The sequence below is a fragment of the Arthrobacter sp. AG258 genome (genome assembly GCF_004364695.1).
Taxonomy (GTDB): Bacteria; Actinomycetota; Actinomycetes; order Actinomycetales; family Micrococcaceae; genus Arthrobacter.
On sequence record NZ_SOBI01000004.1, the window covers coordinates 38664 to 53241 of the forward strand.

Consider the following 14578-nt stretch of genomic DNA (forward strand, 5'->3'; position numbering starts at 1 on the left):
TGAGGACATCCATGCAGTACAGAACCCTGGGCCACAGCGGCACTGTCGTGACCAACTACGCGCTCGGAACCATGACGTTCGGCGCGGAAGCCACTGAGGAAGATTCGCACGCCATCCTGGACAGCTACTTCGCCGCGGGCGGAAACTTCATCGACACCGCCGACGTCTACAGTTCGGGCACGTCGGAGGAGATCATTGGCCGCTGGCTGGCCCAGCGTCCCGCGCTGCGGGAAACAGCGGTCATCGCCACCAAGGGACGCTTCCCCATGGGAACGGCACCGAACGACGTCGGAACCTCGCGGCGGCGCCTGACGCGCGCCCTGGACGATTCCCTCCGCAGGCTGGGCGTGGACCAGATCGACCTCTACCAGCTGCACGCGTGGGACCCCATCACGCCGCTGGAAGAGACCCTCCGCTTCCTCGACGACGCCGTGAGCCGGGGCAAGATCGCCTACTACGGTTTCTCCAACTTCCTCGGCTGGCAGCTGACCAAGGCCGTCCACACGGCGCGCAACCAGGGCTGGAGCGCGCCCGTGAGCCTGCAGCCGCAGTACAGCCTGCTGGTCCGGGACATCGAATTCGAGATTGTCCCCGCGGCCCTCGACGCAGGGGTTGGCCTGCTGCCGTGGTCCCCGTTGGGCGGCGGCTGGTTGTCCGGCAAGTACAAGCGGGACCAGCGCCCGGCCGGCGCAACCCGCCTCGGTGAAAACCCCGAACGCGGCATGGAGGCGTGGAAGGCACGCAATGACAACCCCCGGACCTGGGCGGTCATTGACGCCGTCGAAAACATCGCCGCCGGCCACGGGGTAAGCCCCGCCCAGGTGGCCTTGGCCTGGCTCGCGGACCGGCCGGCCGTGACCTCGGTGATCCTGGGAGCCCGAACCACCGAACAGCTGGCCGACAACATGGCTGCTGCCGACCTGCGGCTCAGCAGTGAAGAAGTCAGCAGGCTGACCGAGGCCAGCCTGCCGCAGACGGGGGTCTACCCGTATGGGCCGATGGCGCAGGAGCAGCGCAGCCGCAAAATGGAGGGCGGCCGCTAGGAACGGCGGCGGTGCGTGGGCCTTTACGCAGGGTGCTTCAGCACATCGGGCAGTTGGTCCACGTACACCGTCTGCGGCGGGTCGTAGTAGATCACCAGCACTTCCTCGCCCACCGCGAAGCCGCTTGATTTGTCATACGGGTAGGCGTGGAACGCCATGATGCCGCCCAGGTACGGCAGCATGACCTCCCCGATGGTGCCCGGCCCGATGCGGCCGGTCACCCGCCCAATCTTTCCCGTCAGGCTCCGGTCCACCTCTTTGTGCATCGGCGGTCCCTACGCGCCCGGAGCCTTGGGCGCACGCTTATCCTCGCCGCCCTTGCGGAGCGCTGACGAGAGGGCCGGCAGATAGTCACCCACCTGGGCCAGGATCCCGCCCAGCATCTTGTTGACCCCCTCGCCGCCGTTCAGGACCGTCATCTGCCCCACGTGGGAGAAGGGCTCGGCCGCTGCGGCGATGATCGCGGGCATGTTTTCGGCGAGCTGCTGCGAAATCACGGCGTCCTGGTTGGTTCCCAAAGCCTCGGCCCGGGCCTTGATGCCGTCCGCCTCTGCCAGAGCCCTGGCCTTGATTGCCGAGGCTGCCGCGTCGCCCTTGGCCTTGGTGGCTGCGGCCTCGGCCTCACCGGTGACCTTCGTGGCGCCGGCGGCAGCAGCTGCGGCGTTGGCGTTGGCCTGCGCCTGAAGTTCCGTTCGGCGGGCATTGGCCGTGGCCTCAAGCTCGGTGCGCCGGGCCAGGGCCTCTGCGGCGGAGATGTCGGCGGCCTTTTGGCCCTCCGCGTCGGTGCGCTTGGCGTACGCTTTCGCATCGGCAGGCTTCCGGACGGTGGTCTGCAGCTTCTGCTCTTCCCGGTCCGCCTCCAGCTTGGCAACTTCGGTCTCCTGAACCACCACCTGCTGCCGGGCCGTGGCCTCCGCCAGCGGGCCGGCCTGCGCAGCGTTGGCTTTGGCGCGTTCGGCGTTCGCCTGGGCCACTGACTGCCTGATCGCCGAGACGCTCTGCGCGTCGGCAATCAGCGCGGCAGCCTCCGCCTCCTTTTCGGCCGCCTCGCGATTGCGGGTGGCCTCGGCAATGCGGGCCTCCATCTTCACCTGCGCGATGTGCGGCTTGGCGATGTTCTGGATGTACCCGGTGGGGTCCTGCAGGTCCTTGATCTGCAGCGAATCCACCACGAGGCCCAGCTTCTCCATTTCCACGCCGCTGGCGCTGCGGACCTGCGAACCCAGCTTGTCGCGTTCGCGGATGATTTCCTCCATGGTCATGCTGCCAATAATGGAGCGCAGGTGCCCTTCAAAAACGTTATAGACCTGGCTTTCCATTTTTGGTTGCTGGCCCAGGAAACGTCGGGCCGCATTGGCAATAAAAGGCGGGGCATCGCCGATTTTGTAAATGACAACCCCTTCCACGATCACTTGGATGCCTTGGGAAGTAACGCAGGACACTTTGAGCTCAGTCTCATTCAGCGTGAGCGAGAGGGTCCGCACCGTCTGGAGTCCGGGCAGCACCAGGGCGCCCTTGCCGGTGACGATCTTGAAGTCCATTCCGGCCCGGGTTTCGAGGGTTCCGCGGGTCAGCCCGGAAATGATCAGGGCTTCGTTGGGTTCGGCCACCTTCCACATCAGTTTTGTTGCCGTCCAAATGAATCCGATGGCGACGAGCACCGCCAGAATGGTGGCAATAAGCGGGAAGAATGCGGTGAAATCCGGCATGACCAGGTCCTTTCGATGCCGCGGAACAGGCATCACGGTAAAGCCCCAATAAATGCAGCCGTCGGGAATTCCGCCGTAGAAATAAACCTCGCCGTCGGCGCGCCCGGCCAGCTGTTGTAGACAGTCTGGTTGGGCCCCGCCCAAGAGTCCAGAGCTGGGCTGATATTTGCCTGCGGCAACAGAAAACGGGGCGGCCTGCGGGGGAGTCGGCGGCTGTCCAGTCTTGGCCGGCGAGCCTCACCGTCCGGCGGCGGCAGTGAAGGAGTCCACGACCGGCCACAGTACCTCGGGGTGCCGGATATCGCTGTGGGCGCCGGCGAAGGGGTTCTGGTCCTGGGATATCACCGCATTGGCGTCAAGGCAGTAGAACCCGCCCGCGCTGAATCCGTAGGACTCACCCGGCCGGCGCAAGGGGACCGTCATTGCGCCGGCCTGCTGGTAGCCGTCATGGCCCATCCCCTCCCAGCGGTACATGAAGTCGTGGACGTCCTCGTTGTCCTGGCGCTGGAGGAAGCTTGCCGTCGGATACCAGGTCCCCACCGCGCGGTCGGCTTTGCTGAAGGTGGCGATGAACGGCCCGTCCACCCGGCCGGCACAGGATGCCAGGAGGCCCGACCGTGCGGGATCGGTGGGCAGCGGGGACGCGAAACTGAAGTGTGAGAAGGCCCCTTGGATGAGGTAGAGCGACTTGACGGGGCTGCCAGGGCCAACAGCGGAGGCCGGCAGCCCGGCGAGCGCGTTGGCCACCAGCCGGGCCCCGAAGCTGTGCCCCATCAGGTGGATGCGCGGTTGGCCGCCGGGTCCTGCGAGGGAACCGAGGTACGGGCCCAGTCCTTGGCTGCCGATGACGCCGGCACGGTTCTTCATTTCGTAGTAACTGAACGCGCGCAGCACCTCACGCGCGCCTTTCCACAGCATGCCGAAGGGGTTCCCGATGTCCTGCGCACTCGACTGCGACGGGGCGGCGAGCGCGGCGGCGTGGGTCAGGAGGGGCGCTGTGGTGGCTGCCAACGCTGCCTGCAGGTTCGAGTCCTCGGATTCCGGCGGCGGCACGGGGGAGCTGACCAGCCGGAGCGCAAGGTGGTGGAAGCGTTCGAGTTCCTGCGGATCTTCCGGTTGCCGGTCCAGCAGGTCTCCGATCGCGCCGAGGTCCTGCTCGTTCCGGGGGAACGCCGGAGCCAGGTGCGCCGCCAGTGCCGCCCCCGTGGACGGGGCCGCCGGCGCGGCGGTTGCCTGGTCCTCGGGAAAGAGCAGGGACGGCCAGATGATTCCGACGGCGGCGCAGCCTTCCGCCTGTTGTCCCAGCTGGCCGGACAGATTGCCGAACATCCACTGGTAGAGGCTGCGCGCGGACTGGACATCGCTGTTCCAGCCGTGGGAGAAGACGAAAAGGTCACGGATGCCGCCGTCCGCAACGGCGGCGGCCAGGGAAGCACCGTCTGCCGGGTTTCCAGGGTCTGGGCTGCCATCGGCGGCGAAGGCCAGCTCGTAGTAGTCGAGGTCACCGATGCGACCGGTCATGGCTGCTCCTGGCTGGTGGGTGGTTAGATCGAGTTCAGGACCCGCATCAGGTCCACCAGGCCGCTGCCTTGGAAGAACGGGTGCCGGCCCAGAGAGCTTGCATTTTGCATGAACAGGTCTTTGACCACCTCAGGCTTGCCGATGAATTCCGGCCGTGCCGAGAGGAACGCGGCGATGGCTCCTGAAACGTGCGGGGCAGCCATCGAGGTTCCGCTGTCCTCGACGTAGCAGGGCATGGGAGCGGTCGCGTCCTTGAAGCCCGGGACCTGGCTGCGGGTCTTTCCGGCTGCTGCTGACGTGATGCGCTCGCCGGGGGCTACAAGATCCGGCTTCAGGCGCCCGTCAAGGGTGGGCCCCTTGGAGGAGGTATAGGACACCCCGAAGACGTGCGGCTGGTCCCGGTGCGTTGAGCCGACCGTGATGGCCTTGGCTGCGTTTCCCGGGTCGGTGATGGTGGAGAGCCGGCCGTAGAAGTCGCCGTTATCGTCCCGGGCGTCGCCACCGTTGCCTGCGCTGACCACCACCACGACGCCGGAGCCCACCAGCAGGTCGATCTCCCGGCACAGGGGGCTTTGGCCGGCTGCGAAGTCACCGGGGTACCAATCGCAGCCGAGCGAGAGGTTGACGCCGTGGATCACCATGTTGCGGCCGTAGGAGTTGACCGCCCTGACGTAGTTCAGTGCGGCGATCACGGCGCTGGACAGCGTGTGCTCCTGGTTGTTGAGGACCTTCAGGCTCACCAGCAGGGCCTCGGAAGCCAGGCCGGCCAGAGACCGGCCGGGGTCCAGTTCCCGCGGTGTCCATTCAGGCAGCCCGTCCGGGGTGGAGCGGCTCATCATGATGACTGCCGCCGGGGGAGCGGAGCCGGCGATGATCCCTGCCACGTGTGTCCCGTGTCCGACGTCGTCCACCAGGGCAGGTGCCGGGTCCTGCGGGACCAGGTCCTTGGCTGAGCGGACGGCTCCTGCGTCCTGGGGAGCCGAGCCGTCGGCATCCGGGCCGGAGACCAGAGCCGTGAAGTCGCGGTGGAGATCCGCCACCCGCGGGTCATGCAGGTTGTCCGCTTTTCCCGCGTGGACAGGAAGGAAATGCGGGTGCGTGCCGTCGATGCCCGAGTCGATGACGGCCCATACACATCCGCGGCCCGAGGCCCCGAATGTGCGCAGGGCGGCATCGGCCTGCACGGTGGCGGCCGACCTGTCGATGTGCGGACGCACAATGTAGTCGGGCCACACACGGTAGATGGTGCGCTCCGCAACCCCGTGTGCCGCATCTGCGGCCAGGAGGTCGGTCAGCTCGTCGGGCCGGAGCCGGCACTGGAGGTACAGGGTTGAGACCTGCAGCGGCGGGGCAGGCGGATCCGCAACCGATGAAAAGGTGTCGTTGAAGAGCGTGGCGAACCGGGCCCCCGCGGATGTGGCCAGCGTCCCGTGCCCCACCTGCAGTTCCACCAGGACGGCCTGCCGCTGGTTGACGTCGGTGTGGACCAGAAGGTCGTGTCCGCGCTGCTCTGAATTGTTGCGGGGCCTCAGCAGTGAGCTCACCAAACGCGTCATGCCATTCTCCGGTCTCACTGAGGTGCTGCCACCAATTATGGGCAGCGGCCCCGGCATGTCAATACGGCGCGGGCCGCCCTACCATGAGGTGTGGGCTCGAAAAACCGCATCGTGAGGCGGGCGGCGCTCGCGGTGGCACTCTCCGTCTCCGGCTGCACCTACACGGACGACCCCCTTCCGCCCGGTACCTTTCCCCCTGCTTTGGAGCCTATGGTGCAGCAGATCCAGCTGTTCCTGAACCAAGGCGCCGTCTCGGCCGTTGTCCAGGTCCGGTGGCCGGGCGGCGAATGGTCACAGGCCTTTGGCGTGCGCGACCTCGACTCCCTGGACCCGGCGCAGCCCACGGACAGGGTGGAGATAGCAGGCGTCACCCAAGCGATGACCGCCGTCGCGGTGCTTCGGCTCGTCGATGACCATCTCATCGGCCTTGATGACCCTGTTATCGACGCCGTCCCTGAACTCGCGGGCCTGCTGCGGCCGCCCGGACCGCTCACTGTGCGCCAGTTGCTGAGTCACACTTCCGGGATGCCGGACGCCGCCACGGCACTGCCCCATGACGTGGACTTCCGCCCGGCACTGTCGCGGGCCCTGGACCTCGAGCAGCAGGTGCAGGCCGCCGGGACGCTGCCTTGGCGGGCCTCCGACGTCGGACTGTTCACATACTCCACCACCGACTACGTGGTCCTGGGCCTCGTGGTGGAAGCCTTGCGCCATAAGCCATTCGCGCAGGTCATGCTGGAACAGGTGTTCTCCCCGTTGGGGCTGAAGGACAGCACCCTGGACCGGCCGGACGCGCGGGCACCAAACATCCTCCATGGCTACGTCACCCTTCACGGCGAGCGTATCGACACCACCGACGACGCGTCCGTCGCCGGCTCCCCGGCATCCGGTGTGGTGTCAACGGTGGCGGACCTGAACCTTTTTATGGCCGCACTCCTCCAGGGCCGGGCCGTTTCCCCGTCCTCGCTGCGGGAGATGAAGACCAGCCCCGGCTTTGGCCGCTTCGGGCTGGGATTGTGGCGCTTCGCGGATCAGTGTTCACCGGCCATGCGGCAGGAAGGCAAGGGCTCGTTCCGGGACTTCCAGTCCGTTGCCGTCAGCAGCGACGACGGGCGCTACCAAGCCGCAATGACGGTCACGGCGCCGCCCATGCCCGGCGAGGTTGAAGACCCCGCCAGCACCGGCCGCCGGGACCTCCTCAACGGCCAGATCGAGTCCACCCTCAACGAGGCGCTGGACAGGCTCTGCCAGCCTGCCCGCTGAGCACAAACGCGCCGGTCAGCCGCGCCTAAGGCCGCACCCGGGGCCTGTCCGGATGGTCCCCGCGGATCTACACTGAAGCATCCCGCGACACGTTGCGGCCGGGGAAAGCTGGCGTGGGAACAGAGGATCAACTACATAGCTGGAAGGGCGGACCATGGGCAACGCGTCGCAGGGAGCTAACCGGGCAGTTTCGGAAGCGGCATCGGCCAGCCGCAGCCCGGCGTTACGCATTCTGGCCCGTGCCGGCTTCGTGTTCATCGGCCTGGTCCACGTGTTGATCGGCGTGATCGCCCTGCAGCTGGACCGGGGCCAGGGCGGGGAAGCGGACCAGTCAGGGGCGATCGGATCCCTTGCCTCAAAACCTGGCGGCGGAATCCTCCTGTGGGCAGGGGCGGTTGCCTGCGCGGCCCTCGCTCTGTGGATGGTCGGCGAAGCCGTGTTTGGTGCGCGTTCCGAAAGTGATTCGAAGAAGAAGCTGAAAGAGGCAGGATCCGCTGCGGGAAAGGCCGTGGTGTTCGGTTTCCTGGCCTTCACGTTCGCCGTGTTCGCGACGGGCGGTTCCAAGAGTTCCAGCCAGTCGGCCAGTGACTTTACGGCCAAGCTCATGGCTGCGCCCGCTGGAGTGGTGCTGCTGGTCGTTGTCGGCTTGGCGATCGTTGCCGCCGGCGTTTACTACGCGTACCGGGGCTTCACCCGAAAGTTCATGGAAGACCTGCAGGATCCCGGAAACGCCCGCACCGCTGTCGAGTGGCTCGGCACCGCGGGCTACATCGCCAAAGGAGTGGTCCTCGCCGTCGTTGGTGTCCTGATTATCGTGGCGGCTGCGACCGCCGATCCGTCCAAGTCTTCGGGACTGGATGGCGGCCTGAAGGCACTGGGTTCACAGCCCTACGGCGTGTTCCTGCTCGCGGCCATCGCCGCCGGCCTCATCTGCTACGGCGTGTACTCCATGGCGCGGGCCCGGTACGGCAAGTTCTAGGGAGCGGTCTTGTCAGCCGATGGGCCACCAGTCCGGAAGCAGTTGCCACAGGTCCGCCAGGAATTCCTCCGCCGGCCGGGGCTGATCCTCCAGGAGGCGTGACTCCAGTGCCCCCACCACGCCGTAGGCAATGAACCGCGCCACCATGGGCGGCGGGACGTCGCGGCCACCCGGTGCCGGAACGGCGATGGCCCTGCGTTCGATCAGCAGGCGGACCGAACCCTCGAAATGGGCGCCGAGCATGCCGTGCAACCCCGCAGTTCCCGGCTCGGCGGCCAGGCCGTGGCGGTAGATCCGGCGGTGGGCATCCACGTGGCGGACCACCCCGGCGGTTACGGCTGCGACGGCGTGGCCAATGTCGCCGCCGGACACGGAGAGGTGCTCGTCCCGCAGGGCATCCAGTTCGGCGGAGAGGACCTGCCGCAGCAAGGCGGCGGGGGATGCCGCGTGCTGGTAGAACGTCGACCTGTTGACCCCCGCGGCAGCGGCGACCTGCGCGGCCCCCAGTGTCCCGGCGTCGTGGTCCGCTGCCAGTTCCAGGATGGCGGCGGCGAGCCTGGCATGGCTCCTGGCCGCGCGGGGATCGCGGGCAGCCGGTACCTCCGTGCCCTGATCCGGTCCTTTTGTCATGCCGGTCACACTCCCTGGTGATCTTGGCCGCCGGCGGTGGATATACCGCCCCCGCGGGCGTAGCGTTCTAACTATCCAACATTTGTTGGATAGTTCGATCGGGCCACTGTACCTTCGGCTCACGGTTGAAAGGAAGCCCCACCATTCCCATGTCTCGGCTGGGCCGCCCTGAGGATGTGGCGGCGGCATCCTGCCCGCCGCCAGCGACGACGCCGCGTTCATGACCGGGTCCGAACTCGTGCTCGACGGCGGCTACACCGCCCGCTGAAGCAGAAACCCACAACAATGCAACAGAAAGAAGAGGGCAGCAGCATGCGCGCCATAGTGTTCAACGAATGGAAGCAGTTTCCCGAGCTTCAGGAAGTGGCCCGGCCCGTTCCCGGGCCCGGCGAAGTCCTGCTCAAGGTGGCCGGCGCGGGTGCCTGCCACTCGGATGTGAGCATCTTCGAGGATTTCACGGCTGAGGTGCCCGGAAACATGTCGAAAGGTTTCATCCTGGGCCACGAGAACTCCGGGTGGGTTGAAGAGGTCGGCCCCGGCGTCGACGGCATCAACGTCGGCGACGCCTACCTGGTGTACGGGCCCATCGGCTGCGGGCACTGCAAGGCATGCTCCCGCGGCCAGGACACCTACTGCGAGAATGCGGCGACCAACCCCTACCTGGGTATCGGACTTGGACGGGACGGCGGCATGGCCGAATACGTCACCGTCCCGGTGCGCAACCTCATTCCGCTCGGTGCGGCGGATCCGATTGCCGCGGCACCGCTGGCCGACGCCGCCCTGACGCCCTACCACGCCATCAAGACTGCCCTTCCGCACCTGAACGGCGGAGGCCGCTTCGCGCTGGTGGTGGGACTCGGCGGGCTGGGACAGATCGCAGTCCAGATCCTCACGGCACTCACGGGCGCCACCATCATTGCCACCGACATGAAGCCGGAGGCCATGGCCAAGGCTGAAGCGGCAGGGGCCGTCACCGTGCCCGGCGGCCCGGACCAGGTGGCCAAAATCCGTGAGCTTACCGGCGGCCGGGGCGTGGACGCGGCCTTCGACTTCGTGGGCGTCACCCCCACCATCGCCACCGCCACCGGGTCCATGGCCCAGGGCGGACGGCTGACCGTGGTGGGCATCGCCGGCGGAGTCCACGAATGGACGTTCTTCAACACGCCCTACGAATCCACCATCACCAACACGTACTGGGGCACCATCGAGGAGCTCCACGAGGTGGTGGACATGTACCGGGCGGGCCAGATCGTACCGGAGATCGAGACCTTCTCCCTTGCCGACGGCCTGGACGCCTACCGCCGGCTGGCGGAGGGGAAGCTGAGCGCCCGGGCGGTGGTTGTCCCGCACCAGGGCTGACCACCCGGGGCCGGTCCCGGGCGGCCACTCCAGGCCTGCCGGACGGGTCCGGCCGCCCGGCAGGCAACCGATGCAGAAGGTGTGAATTGGCTGTGGAGTTGCTGTGCGATCTGTCGCATTGGCCCCGCCGGCACTACAGTATCCTCACTGAATGCCTACGATGGGACACGGACAAACGACAATAACGTGGCGGCCGGCGACTTAGCCGCCGCCGGATTCCAGGCAGGAGGCGGCACCCATGCAACACACCGTGCCGCTGCGCGGGCACCCGGCCAGGCTCGTTGCTGCCGGCACGTTCGGCGTCCTGCTGGCCGTTACGTCAGGCAGCGCGGCGCAAACCCAGCCGCCGGCCACGGGGGAGGCCCCGGTCCGGGTGGTAGTGGTGGGGGACTCGCTCAGCACCGGCCACGGCACCTCGCCGCAGGAAGCCTGGCCGGCCCTGATGCGCAACGACCCCGTAGGCGCCGGCCTGGAAGTGGTCAACGCAGCAGAAGACGGCAGTGGATACGTCAGCCCCGGCGATTTTGACGGAACGTTTGGCACCCAGGTTGAGGAGCTCGTCAACGCCAAAACGGGGATTGTGGTGTTCTTCGGCTCGGAAAACGACCTCGGCTACGCGTCGGATGAAATTGGCGACGCCGCGCTGGCGGCGATGGACCGGGCCGAGACGCTCGCCCCGGAAGCGAAAATCATTGTGGTGGGACCGCCGTCGTACTCCCCGGACCCGGACCCCGGGCTCCTGGAGATCAGCAGCCAGCTCAAGGCCGCCACGGCCCGGGCCGGAGGCGAATTCGTGGACCCCATCGCCGAGGGCTGGATCAGCGGCGACTTCGATGACTTGATCGGCCCCGACGGCGACCACCCCACCGTGGCCGGACAGCACTACCTCCTGGAACACATCGGCGCCTACCTTGAGCAGGCGGCGCCGGCTGCCGCGGCGGCCGTGCAAGGACGCCCCGAACCCCAGTGATACGCCGGCTCCTGCCGGCGGCCGGCATGTCGGTCCAGGAATTTGGAGGAATCTATCGATTACCTTCAGGGCGGGGATTACGGTAGAGGAGTGACTGACCGCCCCGAAATCTACACCGTTGGTGAACTCCGAGCAGCGGGCCATGTCCTCAAGGACCTGAGGCACGAAATCCGCGACAATCTCCTCGCCGCCCTGGCAGCAGGTCGTGACCCGTGGCCTGGCCTCTATGGGTTCAGCCGGACCGTCCTGCCCCAGCTTGAGCGAGCCCTGATCGCCGGCCATGACCTCGTGCTGCTGGGAGAACGCGGACAGGGCAAAACCCGCCTGCTCCGCACCTTGGCCGGGTTGCTGGACGAATGGTCCCCGGTGATTGAGGACTCGGAACTGAACGAACACCCCTATCAGCCGATCACCGAACAGTCCCTGGCCCGCGTCCGGGCCGAGGGGGACCGGTTGAGGATCGGCTGGCGGCACCGTTCCGAACGGTACGTCGAGAAGCTCGCAACGCCGGACACGTCCGTGGCGGATCTCGTCGGCGACGTCGACCCCATGCGCGTGGCCGAGGGCCGAAGGCTCGGGGATCCGGAGACCATCCACTACGGGCTTATTCCGCGCTCCAACCGCGGCATCATCGCCATCAACGAGCTCCCGGACCTGGCCGAACGCATCCAGGTGTCCATGCTGAACGTGATGGAGGAACGTGACATCCAGATCCGCGGGTACGTACTGCGGCTGCCCCTCGATGTGCTTGTTGTGGCCTCCGCCAACCCGGAGGACTACACCAACCGCGGCCGGATCATCACCCCGCTGAAGGACCGCTTCGGTGCCGAGATCAGGACCCACTACCCGATCGAACTCGAGGACGAGGTCTCCGTCATCCGGCAGGAGGGCCGGCTGGTGGCTGACGTCCCGCCCTTCATCCTGGAGATCCTTGCCCGCTACACCCGGGCGCTGCGCGAGTCCCCGGCCATCAACCAGACCTCCGGAGTTTCGGCCAGGTTCGCGATCGCCGGTGCCGAAACCGTGGCCGCGGCGGCGCTCCGCCGGGCCCGGCTCCGCGGGGAGGACCACGCCGTGGCCCGGATCATCGACCTTGAACCTGCCGTGGAAGTCCTGACCGGCAAGATCGAGTTCGAATCGGGTGAGGAAGGCCGCGAACAAGGCATCCTCGACCACCTCCTCCGCACCGCCACCGCAGAGGCCGTCAGGGCCCACTTCCAAGGCCTCGATATGGGACCGCTCGTATCGGCCCTGGACGGCCACCGAACCGTCACCACCGGGGAGCAAGTCACGGCACAGGAGTTCCTCGCTAACCTCCCGTCCCTCAACGGCTCCGGCCTCTACGACGAAATCGGCCGCCGCCTGGGTGCAACGAACGACGGACAGCGGGCTGCCGCCGTCGAACTGGCCTTGGAAGGGCTCTACCTGGGCCGGCGGATCTCCAAGGAGTCCGACGACGAGGAAACCATCTACGGCTAGGCGCAGGAGGCAGCATGGCCATCCACAAAAGGTCCGCCAGGTACGGCCGGTACACCGGCGGCCCGGACCCCCTGGCTCCGCCGGTGGACCTGGCGGAAGTGCTCGACGCCGTCGCCGACGACGTGATGGCAGGCTATTCGCCGCGGCATGCCCTGCAAGAGTTCCTGCGGCGAGGTGGACGGAACCGCGAAGGCCTGGACGACCTTGCCCGCCGCGTGCAGGAGCGGCGGCGGGACCTGCTCAGCAGGCACCGGCTGGACGGCACGCTGGAGGAAGTCAGGAAGCTCCTGGATACCGCCGTGCTGGAGGAACGCAAGCAGTTGGCCCGGGACGCCATGATGGACAACACCGAACGCGACTTCCGCGAGATGCAGCTCCAGAACCTGCCGGCCTCCACCGCCGCAGCGGTCAACGAGCTCGCCTCCTACGACTGGCAGTCCGGAACCGCCAAGGAAGCGTACGACCGGATCAAGGACCTGCTGGGTCGGGAGGTCCTGGAACAGCGGTTTGCCGGAATGAAACAGGCGCTGGAGAGCGCCACCGATGAGGACCGCGAGGCCGTCAATGCCATGCTCCGGGACCTCAACGGGCTGCTGGCGAAGCACCGCCGCGGCGAAGACACCGAGGCCGATTTCCAGGAGTTCATGGCCAAGCACGGCCAGTTCTTCCCGGAAGACCCGCAATCAGTGGAAGAGCTCGTGGATGCCCTGGCGCAACGTGCCGCCGCCGCCCAGCGGCTCCTGCAGTCCATGTCCGCCGAACAGCGCGCGGAATTGATGCAGTTGTCCGCCCAGGCATTCGGCTCGCCGGAACTGATGGCCCAGCTCAGCGAGCTCGACGCCTCCTTGCAGGCACTGCGCCCAGGGGAGGACTGGAGCGGCTCGGAACGGTTCGAGGGGCAGGAAGGACTCGGCCTGGGCGACGGAACCGGCGTCCTGCAGGACATCGCGGAACTTGATGAGCTCTCCGAACAGCTGTCCCAGTCCTACAACGGATCCCGGCTCGATGACCTTGACCTCGACGCGCTGGCCCGTCAACTTGGTGAGGGTGCGGCCGTCAGCGCCCGCACTCTTGCCGAAATCGAGCGGGCCATGCAGGAGGGCGGCTACCTGCGCCGCGGCGCCGACGGCGACCTCCGGCTCTCGCCGCAGGCCATGCGCCGGCTCGGCAAGTCGCTGCTGCGCGACACCGCCAAACAGCTGTCCGGGCGGCAGGGAAACAGGGATACCCGGACGGCAGGGGCCGCCGGTGAACAGTCCGGCTCCAGCCGCCAGTGGGAGTTCGGCGACGCCGAACCGTGGGACGTGACGCGCACCTTGACCAACGCCATCCGCCGCACCATGGCCGACGGCGGCGATCCGGCGCGCGGACTGCGCCTCGCCGTCGGGGACATCGAGGTAACCGAAACCGAGGCCCGGACCCAGGCCGCCGTCGCGTTGCTGGTGGACGTCTCCTTTTCCATGGCCGCGGAGGGGCGGTGGGTCCCGATGAAGCGCACGGCGCTGGCCCTGCACCACTTGGTGTCCACCCGGTTCCGCGGTGACCGGCTGCAGCTGGTGACCTTCGGCCGTTACGCCCAGTCCATGGACATCGCGGAACTGACGGCCCTGCCGGCCCTGCGGGAACAGGGCACCAACCTCCACCACGGGCTGCTGCTGGCCGGCCGCTTCTTCCGCCGGCACCCCTCCATGCAGCCGGTGCTCCTGGTGGTGACGGACGGGGAACCGACCGCCCACCTGTTGCCGGACGGAGACTCCTGGTTCAACTGGCCGCCGGACGCGGAAACCATCCGGGCCACCGTTGCCGAGCTGGACCGGTTGGGAAGGGCGGGGACACAGACCACGTTTTTCCGGCTTGGGAACGATCCCGGGCTGGAGCGCTTCATCCAGCGCCTGGCACGCCGGGTGGACGGCCGCGTGGTGGCCCCTGACGTCGGCGACCTGGGCGCAGCCGTGGTGGGGGAATACCTCCGGGCGCACGTCCGCAGCGCCTACGCCGACGGCGACTGGTTCTGACCGGGCCGGGCGCTCCGCAGCGTCCCGGCCCGGGCTGCGGCTTCCGTTCAGGCG

At 67.5% G+C, this 14578-nt stretch carries 12 protein-coding genes; 7 read left to right on the top strand and 5 right to left on the bottom strand.

The genetic code is table 11. From position 1 onward, the window contains the following. Window positions 1-11 precede the first annotated feature (11 nt). Entirely contained in the window at window positions 12-1043 is a 1032-nt protein-coding gene (locus tag DFO47_RS09400) for an aldo/keto reductase (protein ID WP_133831492.1), read from the top strand. Window positions 1044-1066: 23 nt separating this feature from the next. Here DFO47_RS09400 and DFO47_RS09405 read toward each other — a convergent pair whose 3' ends face one another. The 4 genes from DFO47_RS09405 to DFO47_RS09420 all read right to left on the bottom strand — a co-directional run bounded on the left by DFO47_RS09405 (window position 1067) and on the right by DFO47_RS09420 (window position 5829). Next, window positions 1067-1309: a hypothetical protein gene (locus DFO47_RS09405; protein ID WP_109044663.1), complete on the bottom strand. Its 243-nt coding sequence runs from the start codon at window positions 1307-1309 to the stop codon at window positions 1067-1069. A 9-nt stretch (window positions 1310-1318) separates the two neighbouring features. Continuing rightward, window positions 1319-2752, bottom strand: coding sequence for a flotillin family protein (locus DFO47_RS09410; RefSeq protein WP_133831493.1), 1434 nt, complete (start codon window positions 2750-2752; stop codon window positions 1319-1321). Window positions 2753-2989: 237 nt separating this feature from the next. Next, window positions 2990-4273, bottom strand: a complete 1284-nt coding sequence (locus DFO47_RS09415) for a serine/threonine protein kinase (RefSeq protein ID WP_133831494.1) — start codon at window positions 4271-4273, stop codon at window positions 2990-2992. Between the two features lie 23 nt (window positions 4274-4296). After that, window positions 4297-5829, bottom strand: coding sequence for a S8 family serine peptidase (locus tag DFO47_RS09420; RefSeq protein WP_133831495.1), 1533 nt, complete (start codon window positions 5827-5829; stop codon window positions 4297-4299). 90 nt (window positions 5830-5919) lie between these two features. Between DFO47_RS09420 and DFO47_RS09425 the strand changes: the two genes are divergently transcribed. Further along, entirely contained in the window at window positions 5920-7092 is a 1173-nt protein-coding gene (locus DFO47_RS09425) for a serine hydrolase domain-containing protein (RefSeq protein WP_133831496.1), read from the top strand. Window positions 7093-7246: 154 nt separating this feature from the next. After that, the gene (locus DFO47_RS09430) at window positions 7247-8071 is read left to right on the top strand and encodes a DUF1206 domain-containing protein (RefSeq protein ID WP_133831497.1); all 825 of its coding nucleotides are present in this window, start codon (window positions 7247-7249) and stop codon (window positions 8069-8071) included. A 12-nt stretch (window positions 8072-8083) separates the two neighbouring features. Here DFO47_RS09430 and DFO47_RS09435 read toward each other — a convergent pair whose 3' ends face one another. Further along, the gene (locus DFO47_RS09435) at window positions 8084-8701 is read right to left on the bottom strand and encodes a TetR family transcriptional regulator (protein WP_109044658.1); all 618 of its coding nucleotides are present in this window, start codon (window positions 8699-8701) and stop codon (window positions 8084-8086) included. 312 nt (window positions 8702-9013) lie between these two features. Here DFO47_RS09435 and DFO47_RS09445 point away from each other — a divergent pair, with 312 nt between their 5' ends. The 4 genes from DFO47_RS09445 to DFO47_RS09460 all read left to right on the top strand — a co-directional run bounded on the left by DFO47_RS09445 (window position 9014) and on the right by DFO47_RS09460 (window position 14524). Continuing rightward, window positions 9014-10060, top strand: a complete 1047-nt coding sequence (locus DFO47_RS09445; RefSeq protein ID WP_133831686.1) for an NAD(P)-dependent alcohol dehydrogenase — start codon at window positions 9014-9016, stop codon at window positions 10058-10060. A 238-nt stretch (window positions 10061-10298) separates the two neighbouring features. After that, a complete protein-coding gene (locus tag DFO47_RS09450) occupies window positions 10299-11030 on the top strand; it encodes an SGNH/GDSL hydrolase family protein (RefSeq protein WP_109044657.1) in 732 nt (243 codons plus the stop codon). 90 nt (window positions 11031-11120) lie between these two features. After that, complete coding sequence (locus DFO47_RS09455; RefSeq protein ID WP_109044656.1) at window positions 11121-12509, top strand: sigma 54-interacting transcriptional regulator; 1389 nt, start codon at window positions 11121-11123, stop codon at window positions 12507-12509. Between the two features lie 14 nt (window positions 12510-12523). Then, on the top strand, window positions 12524-14524 hold the full coding sequence (locus DFO47_RS09460) for a VWA domain-containing protein (RefSeq protein ID WP_109044655.1): 2001 nt from the start codon (window positions 12524-12526) through the stop codon (window positions 14522-14524). Window positions 14525-14578: the final 54 nt, after the last annotated feature.